Source organism: Myxococcaceae bacterium JPH2 (assembly GCA_016458225.1).
Lineage (GTDB): Bacteria > Myxococcota > Myxococcia > Myxococcales > Myxococcaceae > Citreicoccus.
In genome coordinates this window covers 35,441-48,236 of sequence record JAEMGR010000027.1, presented here as the reverse complement: position 1 = coordinate 48,236, position 12,796 = coordinate 35,441, and the positions used below count along the sequence as shown (strand labels likewise).

The 12,796-nt window shown below is 67.7% G+C and carries 11 protein-coding genes; 7 read left to right on the top strand and 4 right to left on the bottom strand.

Features of this window, described 5'->3' with window-relative positions; genetic code table 11:
* Positions 1 to 2,639 (top strand): non-ribosomal peptide synthetase (locus tag JGU66_29330; protein MBJ6764887.1); only part of this gene is annotated, 2,639 nt, incomplete at its 5' end.
* A gap of 5 nt (positions 2,640 to 2,644) precedes the next feature.
* On the opposite strand, the gene JGU66_29325 is transcribed toward JGU66_29330, so the two are convergent.
* Entirely contained in the window at positions 2,645 to 3,661 is a 1,017-nt protein-coding gene (locus tag JGU66_29325; protein MBJ6764886.1) for a hypothetical protein, read from the bottom strand.
* Between the two features lie 470 nt (positions 3,662 to 4,131).
* Here JGU66_29325 and JGU66_29320 point away from each other — a divergent pair, with 470 nt between their 5' ends.
* Entirely contained in the window at positions 4,132 to 4,956 is an 825-nt protein-coding gene (locus JGU66_29320; GenBank protein MBJ6764885.1) for an SDR family oxidoreductase, read from the top strand.
* A 99-nt stretch (positions 4,957 to 5,055) separates the two neighbouring features.
* Here the strand turns inward: JGU66_29320 and JGU66_29315 are convergent, their stop codons facing one another.
* Positions 5,056 to 5,520 carry a peroxiredoxin gene (locus JGU66_29315; GenBank protein MBJ6764884.1) on the bottom strand — a complete coding sequence of 155 codons (465 nt, stop codon included), beginning with the start codon at positions 5,518 to 5,520 and terminating at the stop codon, positions 5,056 to 5,058.
* A gap of 397 nt (positions 5,521 to 5,917) precedes the next feature.
* Between JGU66_29315 and JGU66_29310 the strand changes: the two genes are divergently transcribed.
* Positions 5,918 to 7,447 carry a caspase family protein gene (locus tag JGU66_29310; GenBank protein MBJ6764883.1) on the top strand — a complete coding sequence of 510 codons (1,530 nt, stop codon included), beginning with the start codon at positions 5,918 to 5,920 and terminating at the stop codon, positions 7,445 to 7,447.
* Between the two features lie 101 nt (positions 7,448 to 7,548).
* The gene (locus tag JGU66_29305) at positions 7,549 to 9,159 is read left to right on the top strand and encodes an Ig-like domain-containing protein (GenBank protein ID MBJ6764882.1); all 1,611 of its coding nucleotides are present in this window, start codon (positions 7,549 to 7,551) and stop codon (positions 9,157 to 9,159) included.
* 105 nt (positions 9,160 to 9,264) lie between these two features.
* Here the strand turns inward: JGU66_29305 and JGU66_29300 are convergent, their stop codons facing one another.
* A complete protein-coding gene (locus JGU66_29300; GenBank protein MBJ6764881.1) occupies positions 9,265 to 9,444 on the bottom strand; it encodes a VOC family protein in 180 nt (59 codons plus the stop codon).
* A gap of 9 nt (positions 9,445 to 9,453) precedes the next feature.
* Complete coding sequence (locus tag JGU66_29295; GenBank protein ID MBJ6764880.1) at positions 9,454 to 10,821, bottom strand: hypothetical protein; 1,368 nt, start codon at positions 10,819 to 10,821, stop codon at positions 9,454 to 9,456.
* A 356-nt stretch (positions 10,822 to 11,177) separates the two neighbouring features.
* On the opposite strand from JGU66_29295, the gene JGU66_29290 reads away from it, so the two are divergent.
* The 3 genes from JGU66_29290 to JGU66_29280 are packed head-to-tail and all read left to right on the top strand — an operon-like array spanning position 11,178 to position 12,794.
* A complete protein-coding gene (locus JGU66_29290; GenBank protein MBJ6764879.1) occupies positions 11,178 to 11,420 on the top strand; it encodes a hypothetical protein in 243 nt (80 codons plus the stop codon).
* A 33-nt stretch (positions 11,421 to 11,453) separates the two neighbouring features.
* Positions 11,454 to 11,828, top strand: coding sequence for a hypothetical protein (locus JGU66_29285; GenBank protein MBJ6764878.1), 375 nt, complete (start codon positions 11,454 to 11,456; stop codon positions 11,826 to 11,828).
* Positions 11,829 to 11,846: 18 nt separating this feature from the next.
* On the top strand, positions 11,847 to 12,794 hold the full coding sequence (locus JGU66_29280) for a prolipoprotein diacylglyceryl transferase (GenBank protein ID MBJ6764877.1): 948 nt from the start codon (positions 11,847 to 11,849) through the stop codon (positions 12,792 to 12,794).
* The last annotated feature ends 2 nt before the right edge of the window (positions 12,795 to 12,796 follow it).

Sequence of the window (12,796 nt, the reverse complement as noted above, 5' to 3'; positions counted from 1 at the left end):
TCGTCGAGTGGAATGACACTCACGCCTCCCTCCCCGACGAGCGCTCCATCCACCAGCGCTTCCAATCCCTCGCGCGCCTCTTCCCTCACTCCCCCGCCCTCGTCTTCCAGGGACTCTCCCTCTCCTACCAACAGCTCGACGAGCGCTCCAACCAACTCGCACACCTCCTCCTCTCTCGCGGCGTCTCCCCTGGCTCCTTCGTCGCCCTCTTCCTCGAGCGCTCCTTCGACCTCTTCGTCTCCCTCCTCGCCATCCTCAAGGCCGGCGCCGCCTACCTCCCACTCGACTCCTCCTTCCCCAAGGCGCGCCTCGCCCTCCTCCTCTCCGACTCCTCTCCCTCCCTCCTCCTCTCCCACTCCCACCTCTCTCACCTCCTCCCCTCCTCCTCCGTCCCCTCTCTCCTCCTCGACTCCTCTCCTCTCGACTCCTTCCCCTCCTCTCCTCCCCTCTCCTTCTCCTCTCCTCTCTCCCTCGCCTACCTCCTCTTCACCTCCGGCTCCACAGGCAGGCCCAAGGGCGTCCTCGTCCCTCACCAGGCCGTCCTCCGCCTCGTCTCTTCCTCTCCCTCCTTCATCCGCTTCGGCCCCTCCTTCTCCTTCCTCCAACTCGCTCCCACTTCCTTCGACGCCTCCACCCTCGAAATCTGGGGCGCTCTCCTCCACGGCGCTCCTCTCTTCATTCCTCCCCCTCACCCTCTCTCCCTCGAGGACATCGCCTCCCTCATTCGCCTCCACTCCCCCTCTTCCCTCTGGCTCACCTCCGCCCTCTTCGACTCTCTCTGTCTCCACCACCCAGACGCTCTCGCTCTCGTCCCTCAACTCCTCTCTGGCGGTGACGTCCTCTCTCCCTCTCTCGTCCGCAACCACCTCTCTCGCCTCCCCCCTCTCTCCTCCTTCACCAACGGCTACGGCCCCACCGAAAACACCACCTTCTCTTCCACCCACTCCCTCTCCTCTTCCTCCTCCTTCTCTTCCTCCGTCCCCATCGGCAGGCCTCTTCCTCTCTCCTCCACCTTCGTCCTCGACGACTCGCTCCTCCCCTGCCCCATTGGCGTCCCGGGCGAGCTCTTCGTCGGTGGCCTCGGCCTCGCTTGGGGCTACCTCTCTTCTCCTCACCTCTCCGCGGAGCGCTTCCTCCCCAACCCCTTCTCTTCTTCTCCCGGACAGCGCCTCTACAAGACGGGTGACAAGGCTCGCTGGCTCTCCGACGGCTCCCTTCAGTTCCTCGGCCGCTCTGACTTCCAGGTGAAGCTCCGCGGCTTCCGCATCGAGCTGCCTGAAGTCGAAGCCGCTCTCCTCTCTCTCCCCTCCGTCCTCGAAGCCTCTGTCCTCCTTCGCCACGACTCTCCCGGCGACAAGCGCCTCGTCGCCTATCTCGTCTCCTCCTCCCCTCTCTCCTCCGACTCCCTCCGCTCCTCCCTCCGGGCTTCCCTCCCGGAGTTCATGGTCCCCTCCTCCTTCGTCTTCCTTCCGGCTCTCCCTCTCACCCTCAACGGAAAGGTCGACCGCAACTCACTCCCTCCTCCCGACCTCTCCTCTCAGGCACGGCCCTTCTCGGCGCCACGCACCCACGCGGAGGAGCAAGTCGCGGCGGCGTTCGCCGAAGTCCTTCGCCTCGAACGCGTCGGCCTCGACGACGACTTCTTCACTCTGGGGGGCCACTCGCTGCTCGCGGTCCGACTCATGTCGCTGCTGCGCGAGCGCACGGGACGCGTGCTTCCGCTGTCCGCCTTGTTCCAGAGCTCAACGGTCGAGCAGCTCGCGCGATGGGTGGAGCCCACATCGCGAGCCGCGCTCGGTCCCAACTTGGAGCGACTGGACGCAGGGACGTCCGAGCAGCACCCCCTCTTCCTCATCCATGGCGGCGGAGGCGGCGTGCTCAGCTACACGGAGCTCGTCCGGCACCTGGGAGAGACGTGGCCACTCTACGGAGTGTTCGCCTCGGGGCTGGAAGGAGGCGTGTTGCCTCCCAACACGATGGAGTCACTCGCCGGCCTCTACGTCGCGCAGCTCCGAGAAGTCCAACCGCGCGGGCCGTACCGCATTGCGGGGTGGTCACTCGGAGGCGCCGTCGCCTTCGAGATGGCGCGGCAGCTCCAATCGCACGGAGAGACGGTGGAGTTCCTCGCGCTGCTCGACAGCCTCGCGCCCTCGACCGAACCCGAGCCCGCACCTCCGCCGCTCGCGCGACTGGTGGCCTTCGGGCAGATGGCGGGGCTGTCCATCCAGGACGTGCCCGCCGAAGCACTGGAGCACCTCAGCGACGCCACGGACGAAGCGCTGCTCCCACGGATGATCGAGGTCCTGCGCGGACTCCCCGCCGCGGGCGGACTGGACGCGAGCCACATCGAGCGCCTCTTCTCCGTCCATGAGCGCCTCGGCGAGGCCTATCGCAACTACGTGCCCGCGAATCGCTACGCGGGAACGGCCGAGCTGTTCCGCGCCACGCAGCGCCCGAGCGCTCGCGCCGAGGACGAGGGCTGGTCCCAGTGGCTCACCGAAGCCGTACGAGTGAGCCCCGTGCCAGGAACCCACACCAGCCTGCTGGAGGAGCCGCACGTCCGAGTGCTCGTGGAACTCCTCGACGAGCGACTCCGCCTCCTGGACGCATCCGCTCCGGTGGAGACAAAGCCGGACTGACCCACTCACTCCTGAACGACGCCCGTGTAGTACGCCTTCTTGATGAGCCGTCCACACAGGATGGCCCTTCCCGAGGCCGTCTCCTCCGCGGGCGTCGTAGGCGGCTCTCCCAGCACGCCCAGCAGGTGTTCGCCCGCGACAATCAGATACAGGCTCTTGTCCTTGGCGATCCACGGGTAGAAGCCGAAGAGACCCGCGCTGCTGAATCCACCGCTCCACCGAGCCCCATCATCCGGCTCCACCCAGTGGGCCAGGGAGTAATGCGCGGGCTCGCTGGTGAACCACGGGCTGTAACCCGTGTTGCCACACGCCACCGTCGCGCACGTGCTGTGAGTCCCGAGCAAGGCGCCAAGCTTCAACTCATCGCGCATCAGGGCGCGCAAGAACTTCGCGTACTCGCTGGGGCTCGTCTTGGCGCCGCCCGCGAGGTTGACGTTCACGAAGGTGAGGCTCAACGGGAGGCGGCTTTGGAAAGCATGCGCCAGCGCCGCACCGTCGAAGAAGCCCATCCCCATCGCGAAGTCGGCGTGCGCCTCGAAGTGTCCCGAGTGGTAGTAGAACCGCGTCGGCGGCTCCGGCTCGTATTGGATGAGCGGCTCCTCGATGCCCGCCGTCTTTCCACACGCGCGCACGGTGGACGAAGCCGACTTGCACGCGGACGAAGCGCTCGCGTCGAGCACCGGCGTCCTGCTGGTCAGATTGAGGAACGGGGCATCCACGCCGGGGCGAAGCTGTCCCTGAAGCATCTCCAGGACATAGGCGCCGTACAGCCACTTCGACGCGGAGGCGATGCTCATCTCCGTCCCTGCCCCAGGGGCGAGCAGCCCCACGGAGCCGCCCACGTCCTTTCCCGTGGCGGTCCCCAGCTCCCAGTAGAACGGCCGCGCGGACGCGCATGCGTTGCGAAGGGAGCGCGCGGTCTCAGTGGCGGCCTCACGCGCCTGCGAGGGAGGCACCGCCAGATGGGGCGAGGTCGCGAGCCCCCCCCACAGCAGCCTCACGGCGGAACCGAGCAGGGCCACGGCAAGCCTCCATCGTCGGGGCAAAAGAACCTCGCGCCCCGAGGACGACCATCCTCCGCGAATCGCAGGCGGAGAACCAGGACGTCGCCCGAGGGAGCACGAACAAGCCCCCCCAGTGCCACCACAGGCGGCAAATACAGACAAGACACCGCACGCGTTCGACCGCGGGCCAGGGCACCCCCATCAGCCGCGCCCCAACAGCCCAGGGACAGCAAGAATCCCTGCTGTCCGGCGGTGAACAAGCCATTCCTGGCGGCACCTCAGGGAATTCCCCGGCCCCTACGCTCGCCGCATCGCGTGCGGCATCGTCCGCGAGCGCCCCGTGCCGGCCACGACCGGGTGGAAGCCAACACCATCGCATCCCTCAACGGAGTGCTCGCGCCGTGAGCACCGCACCGTGAAGGGCGACGCGGCGCCGGCTGCGCATGCTGCTGCTAGGGTTCCACTCTCTCTCTGCAATAGGAGTCATCATGAAGCTGGTGTCAGGCAGTGCCATTGTGACGGGGGCGGGACAGGGCATCGGATTGGGAATCGCCTCGCGGCTCATGCGAGACGGAGCCAACGTGCTGCTCTTTGGACGGACGCCGGAGAAGGTGGAGGCAGCCGCTGCGGAACTCAACAAGGCATCGGAGGGACGTACGCGGGCCGTGCCTTTCGCGGGCGACGTGGTCCGGGTGGAGGACGTCACTCGCGCCATCGCGCTCGCGACGCGAGAGTTTGGCCTCCCGGGCATCCTCGTGAACAACGCGGGCACGGCCACCTTGCGCCCCATCCTCGACATGCCCGTGGAGGAGTTCGACCAGGTCCTGGCCATCAACCTCAAGGGCCCCTTCCTCTTCACCCAGCTCCTGGCGAAGGCGCTGGTCGCCGCCAAACAGCCGGGCTCCATCGTCAACATCTCCTCGCTGAACCAGACCGCCGTGACGGATGGGCTTGCACACTACTGCGCGTCCAAGGCGGCGCTCGCGAACCTCTCGAAGGTCGCGGCCTCGGAGCTGGGGCGGTACAACATCCGGGTGAATGTCGTGGCGCCTGGGGCCATCCGCACGCCGCTGGCGGAAGGCGCCGGCCTGCTCACCGGCGCCATGGGGCGCGAGTTCTTCGCCCACACGCCGCTCGGGAAGCCCTGTGGCGAGCCGGAGGACGTCGCCAAGGTGGTGTCGTTCCTTTGCAGTGACCTGGCGTCGTGGGTGACTGGAGATACCCTCGCGGTCGACGGTGGCAATCACATCCGCGGACTGCACAGCTACGCGGACACCCTGGGCCTCACCCGCGCCGTCGAGCCCTCGCTCTGAGCCGGCGGTGGGCTGACGCTCCCGATGCGGTATGGGTTCGGGAGCGTCAGCCCACTCGCGCTCCCGCGTCGCGTCCATCACGACGCGGGGGATGCGCGCTCAGGCCGCCTGCAACTGCTTGATGTCTGCGAGCAGAACGCGCTCGTGCCCTTCCGGGTTCACCTTCTGGTACACCTTGCGCAGCACACCCTTCGGGTCGATGACGAAGGACGTGCGGTCCCAGTACATCGTGCCCTTCCACTCGGACTGTCCCACGCCAGCCGCGCGCAGCAGCTCGTGCTGGGTGTCCGCCAGCAGGTCGATGGTGAACGCGAACTTGTTGCAGAAGCTCTTGTGCGACTGCACGTCGTCTTCGCTCACACCCACGACCTCGATGTTGGCCCGCGTGAAGTCTTCCTTCGTCGCGGTGAAGGACTTGCCCTGGATGGTGCAGCCGGGCGTGTCGTCCTTGGGATAGACGTACACCACGAGCCACTTGCCGGCGAAGTCCTCCAGCTTCCGGGTACGACCATCCTGATTGAGCAGCGAGAAGCCCGGAAACTTCTTTCCAATCTCCGCGGACATAGGTGAGGCCTCATTCAAGCAGCGAGTGGATTCTCGCGGGCGCAGGTTATCGCCCCGCCTCGTCCTGTCACGGGGGATGAGGCCGCATCGTCGGACTTTCGACCTGCGCCATCTCCGCAGCCGCATCCAGGCAGGGCGTCGCCACTCCCCAACGGCGACGCGCCCGACAAGGAATCGTCGCGCTGCGCGGCGGAGGTCCGTGAGGCGCACGGCGCACCGGAGTGAAACGACGGAGGTGGGATGACTTGTCCGGGGACTCTCGTCCAAGATTGCGCGCCGCGGATCCGGATCCGCCGTCCCATCCCGCTCGATGCCTCCACGCCCGACCGCGAGTCTCCCCGTCTCCTTCACATCGGATCCGAAGCACGGGACACGTTCGCTCGGAACCACCTGCTTCATGAGGTCGCTCCTTCGAGCCTTCGCCGTGATGCTCGTGGGCTTCGCCTCCGCCGCGAGCGCGGAGACGTTCCGCATCGCCGTGGTGGTGGGCCACAACACCGGCGCCGGGACGCAGCCGCCGCTGCGCTACGCGGAAGCGGATGCCGTCAAGGTCGCGGGCGTCCTCAAGGAACTCGGCGGCGTCAAACCCGAGGACCTCCGACTGCTGCGCAGCCCGGGACTCCAGGCGCTGCACGACGCGCTGGAGCAGACCACCGCGAAGGTGCGGCAGTGGCATCAAGACCCCACGGCGCGAGTCATCCTCACGTTCTATTACTCGGGCCACTCGGACGGCGATGCGCTGGAGCTGGGGCGCGAGCGGCTCCGTTACGCGGACCTGCGCCGCTGGTTGGAAGGCACCGGCGCCAACGTGCGCGTGGCGCTGGTGGACAGCTGCCGCAGCGGCGCCTTGCTCGCGCTCAAGGGCGGAGCTCCGGGCCCCACGTTCGACATCCGCCTGACGGACGAGCTGGATTCCTCGGGGCAAGCCTTGCTCACGTCCAGCGCGGCGGACGAACTGGCGTTGGAGTCGCGCGAGCTGGGCGGCGCGTTCTTCACGCACCACCTCGTCTCGGGACTGCGCGGCGCGGCGGACCTCTCCGGTGATGGCCGTGTCACGCTCGCCGAGGCGTATCGCTACGCCTTCGAGCGCACCGTGCGAGACACGTCCGACACGCTCATCGCCACCCAGCACCCCGCCTATGACTATCGACTCTCCGGCCGAGGCGAGCTGGTGCTCACCGAGCTGACGCGCCCCAGCGCCGTGCTGGAGATCCCCAGCGACTACCAGCGCGCGCTCGTGGTGGCTTTGCCTCGCGAGCAAGTCCTCGCCGAGTTGGTGCCCGACTCGGCGCGCCGCATCGCCTTGCCGCCCGGGACCTACGCGGTGCGCCTCGCCAACGAGAGAGGGGACCGCACCTCCGCGCAGGTGTCACTGGAAGCAGGGCAAACGCAGGTCCTCACCCGCGACGCATTCCGAGCCACGCCCGCGCGCATCGAGGCCACCCCCAAGGGCGCGCCCGCCACCGCGCCTTCGCGCTGGACCGCCGTCGTGGCCGCGGGCGCGCAGGCCCGGGTCGGCTCGGGCATGGGTGGCGTGCTGGGCTTTCGCGGCGCGGTGCGCGGCGGTGACGCCTCGGGCATCTCGGGCGCGGTGACGCTCTCCACCGGGGGCCTGGACACGCTGCGAGAGACGAGCGTCTTCGGCTGGTTCGGGTTTCACCACTCCTGGCACACCGAGCCCGCGACCCTCTCGGTGGGATTGGAGCTGGGGCTCGGCGCCATCCTCCAGACGCGGCAGGGAGAGGCCGACACGGCGTGGAGCGGCGCGGGAGGGGTGGCGCCGTGGGTCGGATTCCAGGTGCCCTTGACGGGCCCCGTGTCGCTGGCGCTGGAGGCGCAGTTCCCCCTGACCGCCTATCGCCGAGGCCAGGACCAGACCGTGACCCTCATGCCCGCGGCCTGGGGCGGGCTGGCCTTCGCGCTCTGAACCACGGCCCTCGCGTCGAATTTTTGCGCAGCCCGATGTGCTCGCGGGTTCAGTCCCATGACGCGCGGCCGTGGATGTGCCGCCGGATCCGAGGACATGACATGAAGCGAGTCGCGGTGTGGGGCCTGTTGGGGATGCTGTGGGGAGCATGCGGTCCCGGGGTCGACAACCCTCCGGGAGGTGGCGAGGAACCGCTCCCCACGAAGGACACCACGCCGCCTCGGATCAGCTCCGTGGTCCCGGAGCATGGCGCCCGCCAGGTGGAGAACACCGCGACGCTCACCGTGACGTTCTCCGAGCCCATGGATTCGGAATCGGTCATGCAGTCCTTCCGCATCGAGGAGACCGCGATCCTCACGATGATGATCGCGATGAACACCGCCGGCACGGTGCTGACCGCCACCCCCGGGACGGCCCTCCCCCCGGGCCAACAGATTCACTGGCACCTGGGGACCGGCGCGAAGGACCGCGCGGGCAACGCCATCCAAGAGTCTGCGTCTGGCCTGTTCACCGTGAAGGATCCCACGAAGCCCGTGGTGAGACTCATGACTCCGGAGGATGGAGATCCAAACGTCGCGCCTCGAGAGGCGCTCCGCATCACCTTCAGCAAGCCCATGGAGCGGACGTCGACCGTGGCGGCCTTCTTCATCACCGGTGCGGCGAGTCACAACGGGACCTTCACGTGGGAGGAGCAGGACACGCGCCTCGTCTTCACCCCGGATGCTCCATGGGCCTGGACCCAGCAAGTGGAATGGGGAGTGCACGCCGAGGCTCAGGATGTGGCAGGCAACTCGCTGGGCACCGAGAGAACCGCTCGCTTCAAGGTGATGGCGCAAGACACGACTCGCCCCACCGTGGTCGGCCCCGTGCCGGGAGCGAAGGGGCTCCCGCAGGACTTCGACCTCGTCCTCACCTTCTCCGAGCCCATGGATCGCCCCTCGACGGACGCCGCGCTCCTCGTCACCGCAAGGCAGGGTACGCAGCCCGTCCCCGTGCTCGGCACCCTCTCCTGGTCGACCGACGGACGGGTCCTCACCTTCCGAGGTAACGCCAGCTACGGAAGCTTCATCGACTGGAGTCTCACGAGCGCGGCGACGGACCGCGCGGGCAACGCGTTGGTGGCCGCGAGCGGCAAGGATGTGATGCGAATCATCCGCTCCGAGCAGGCGGTGCTGAAGCTGGACACCACCACGGCGGGAAGGGTGACGAAGTCACTGACGACGGACTACCGCTACGCGTACCAAGGCACCGATGTCTCCGTAGGCGATGTGACCGTCGCTGGCGGCTCCGGTCTCCATCGCTCCCGAGCGTTCGCCAGCTATGACATGACGTCCATCGACCCCAACGCCACGCGCATCACCGCCGCGACCCTCTCCGTCTATCAGGACAATGTCATCGACAATCCATACACCCAATGGGGCCCCCTCACCTGGACAGCGGTGGACTACGGGAAGCTCGACATCACGGACTACGACATGGCCGGTGGCGCCACGGGAACGCTCAGCACCAGCGCCAAGCTCAACTGGCTGCGCGTGGATGTGACGACGCTCGCGGACCTGCGCTGGAAGAACCGGAAGACCGAAGGCAGCCAACTGTCGTTCCGCCTGGCCTTCGACGGCGCCATGAACAAAGTCTACCCGTGCTATTCGCGGTTGATCCTGGACGGGGTCAGCGTGGACTCGACCATCGCCGTGACCTACGAAGTGCCGTAGGCCACGGTTTCCGGCGCGCGGCGCTCAACCCGCCGCGCGCCGAGAGGCCTCAAGGTCGAGCTTCTTCATCTTCAGGATCGCCGCCATCACCCGCTGCGCCTTCTCCTACGTGGACATGAGCTGGGGCAGTTCGGCGGGCGCGACCTGCCACGACACGCCGAAGCGGTCCTTGAGCCAACCGCACTGCTGCGCCCTCACATCCCCGCCCTCCGACAGGCGACTCCAGGAGCGATCCACCTCGGGCTGACCGCTCGCGCGAGTCCCCTGTGCGTCGTAGACAGCCATGCGGCGCGCTCACGCGAAGCGATTGCTCTTCACGGGCGAGTCCGTGAACTGACGGCGCCGGCGACCGTTCTCGCGGAAGAGTCCCGCCACGCCCGAGCCCTCCTGCATCGCGAGGGCAGACGCCAGCTCCCCCAGCTCGGGCAGGTCCGCGAGAGCCTCGTCCGTGCGTGTCCGCGAGGCGAGTCGCTCGGCCAGGGATGCCTCGCTCCCCTCCTCGGCCGGCGCCCGCTCGGGCTGCTGGCCATCCGGAGAGAGCACCAGCCGCTGGGCCCAAGGAGACACGTTCACCTGATAGAGCAAGGTGACGAGGTCGGGAGCGAAGGGCGGCGCCTCCGTCCACGGGCACGCATGACTCCACAGCACTTGTCCCGGGCGGTGCGCGTGCAACTGCTCCAGCAGCGAGCCCTCCAGGTGGCTCACGTCATAGGCCACCACCAACCCCGGCGCGTCCGTGCCCCCTTCCGGCCAGGGGACCGCGCGCAGACCCAGCACCTGCGCGGTGGCGAGCCCGAGGATGGCGCTGTCACGCTCGGGGAGGATGAAGACGCACGGCACGGCGCGCTCGATCCGAGCCAGCACCGCGGCCACGCGATGAATGCCTTCCAGACAGTTCTGCTCGGAGTCCTGCACGAAGGCATATCGGCCATTCATGCCTTCATCGCGCCCATAGGGAGACAGGTGCAGCAACAGGCCCCCCGTGATGACCGCGTGCCAGCCCCGCAGGTCCCGCGTGTCGAGCGGGGTGACGGCTCGAATGGCATCCGCGCGAGCCAGACAGCCCTTCAAGCGCTCCACCAAGTCCGAGAGCGGCAAGGGGGGCTCCTCGGAGTCCTCCAGGGGCTCAGCCATCCGCGCCTCGAGCCGGGCGACGCACGTGCGCGGCTCCAGCAGGTCCCCCGTCATCAACGCGTTGAATGCGAGCAGGTACGTGAGGAAAGGGTTGTCCTTCACGAGCTGAGGAACCGCGTGAAGGACGCGGACCGCCTCCGCTGAAGCCCCCATTCCCTCCAGCGCGGCCACCCACTCCTGGAGCATCTCCACCGAGTCGGGCGCCTCGCGGTGGCCTCGGGCGAGGACCGTCGCGGCGACGTCGTTGAGCCCCTGGTCCACGAGCGCGAAGCCCAGCGCATACAGGCCCTCGGCGTCCGTGGGCTGCTTCACCACGTTCCGCGCGGCACCTTCCAGCGCGGAGGCCTCCAGCGCCCCCGCGATGCGCGCGAAGAGGTCCCAGGCCTCGGCCCACTGGGTGGCAACCGCCAGCTCGGACGCACCGGGATAGGCCAACACGGGACGGAGGTGGCCGAACGCGTCTTGCGGCGCCTGCGCGGACAGCGCCGTCCGGGCCTCCTCGAGCCGAGCGTCAAAGGTGTCGTCCACGGAATGCTCCAGTCGATGCGGTCCGCATCGCACGATGAGGTGTCGCGCGACGCTAGCAGCAACCACACCGTTCACCGCTCCCCAAGAGACTCCGGTCTCTTCTCCCGACCTCCGCTCGGAGTGACGCCCATGGCTCTCGTGCGCTCGCGAACCTGAGCTGTCATTCCAGTCCGTCCGCCCACGAGGCTGGGCCCGCATCTCCATTCCAAGCGCGCGGGAAGTGTCGCCGGCCACACAGCGCGAAAGTGAGGCCATTGCGAGCCCACCCTTGCGCGGGCACGCTCGCCGTTGCCTTACGAGCCGTTACTTCAACCCATTCACTGGCATAGGGCTGGACCCTGGAAGGACCCGTCCACATGAAATGCTGGTTGGCTGTTTGCCTTGTCTGTGTCGCCTCGAGCGCCTTCGCCACGGAGAAGACGCCCTCGCAGTCCCCCCCCGCCACCGCGAAGCCGCCCTCGCCGGCCGAAGCCCAGGAGGCCAGGTCCCCCACCCCCAAGAAGCTGAAGGTCGAGGACGACGCCGCGGCCAAGAAAGAGCCGAAGAACAAGGAGTCGAACACCAAATCCGAGCACTCGGAGCAGAAGCCCGATCTGTAGATGGACCCGCTGTTTCAGGAGGACAAATCCATCATGAAGAAGCTCGCGGCAGGAATGTGTCTGCTCTGGCTGTGTCTGTCTCAAGGGACAGCCCAGGGCGCCGAGGACTGTATCAAGACATTGAATCAAGGAGCAGCCACCGTCGCACTGGGAGCGTACGAGCAGCAATGCCCCACCATCTCGTGGTCGTCCGGAGTCATTACCAAGGACGTCACCTACAACTGCTGCGGCTCGAGCCCCACCATTCGCGTCAACGGCAATGATTGGGAGCGGCTGCGCAAGGATGGAAAGCTGGACGGGTTCCGCTATCAAGTCATCAGCAATGACAACAATACCTACACCCTCACGTTCCGGAAGATGGTGGAGACCAATCCCACCACCATCGCCGCCGAGGACTTCTTCAAATAGCGGCCCGCCCGAGGCACCGTGAATCCCTCCCTGCTGCACGAGTTCTCTCCCTCGATCGTCCGTCTCTCCGACACGCTGTCCCTGCAATGGTCGGGAGCGGCGGAGCTCACGGGGCTCCTCCTCGCGTTCGTCTGGCTCAAGCACCAGGCGGCGCGAGGAGCAGGCCCTTTCGCGCCCGCCGAGGTGTCTGGGTTTGTCCTCTACACGGGGCTGCTGGGCGTGGTGTTGGGCGGACACGCGGGGGCCGTGCTCCTGCATCAGTGGGATGACTTCTCGCGTGACGGCACCCTCTCGTTCCTGTTTCACGAGAGCAGGACTTCCGTGCTCGGCGTGCTCGCGGGAGTCCTCGCGTGCGCGGCCTTCCATGCTCGCCAGCGCCAGCGCTCATGGCTTCAGGTGACGGATGCCTTGGTGCTGCTGGCCCCCGTGGGCCTGTTGTTGTGGCACCTGGCGGCCTTCACGGAGGGAGAGCCCTTGGGGCGCGTCTCCCATGTGCCTTGGGCCCTGCGCTTCCCCACCGAGCTGAACGTCGACGGCTTCCAGCCCGTCGCTCCCGCCGCGCTCGACCTCGCGCCCCTGGCCCATGCGCCGGGCTACGAACTCGCGCGCCTGGCCCGGGAGAACCCGCGGCTCGCAGAAGAGTTCCTGCGCATCCTCCCACCCCGCCATCCCGTGCTCCTCTACCAGGCGGCGCTGGAAGGCTGCGTCCTCCTTGCGCTGCTGTGGGCCGCGCGCACGCGCTGGCCCTCGGCCCGTCCGGGAGTGATGACCGGACTCTTCTTCGTGCTGTACGGGGGACTGTCCTGGGCCAGCACGCCGTTCCTCGAGCCAGACCTCAACCTGCCGCTGTCGTACCAGTTCGAGCAAGGGGTGCTGCTGTCCCTCCTCTTGCTGGCGGTGGGCGCGGCGTTCCTGCTCGAAGTCCTGGGTCAGCGCCGCGTGGTGGCGCCAACTTCCCAGGCGTGAGG

Bases quoted from the DNA above. Each gene is read 5' to 3' on its own strand.
- JGU66_29305 (MBJ6764882.1), top strand. From the start codon at position 7,549: ATGAAGCGAGTCGCGGTGTGGGGCCTGTTGGGGATGCTGTGGGGAGCA.
- JGU66_29320 (MBJ6764885.1), top strand. From the start codon at position 4,132: ATGAAGCTGGTGTCAGGCAGTGCCATTGTGACGGGGGCGGGACAGGGC.
- JGU66_29315 (MBJ6764884.1), bottom strand. From the start codon at position 5,520: ATGTCCGCGGAGATTGGAAAGAAGTTTCCGGGCTTCTCGCTGCTCAAT.
- JGU66_29300 (MBJ6764881.1), bottom strand. From the start codon at position 9,444: ATGGCTGTCTACGACGCACAGGGGACTCGCGCGAGCGGTCAGCCCGAG.
- JGU66_29285 (MBJ6764878.1), top strand. From the start codon at position 11,454: ATGAAGAAGCTCGCGGCAGGAATGTGTCTGCTCTGGCTGTGTCTGTCT.
- JGU66_29290 (MBJ6764879.1), top strand. From the start codon at position 11,178: ATGAAATGCTGGTTGGCTGTTTGCCTTGTCTGTGTCGCCTCGAGCGCC.
- JGU66_29310 (MBJ6764883.1), top strand. From the start codon at position 5,918: ATGAGGTCGCTCCTTCGAGCCTTCGCCGTGATGCTCGTGGGCTTCGCC.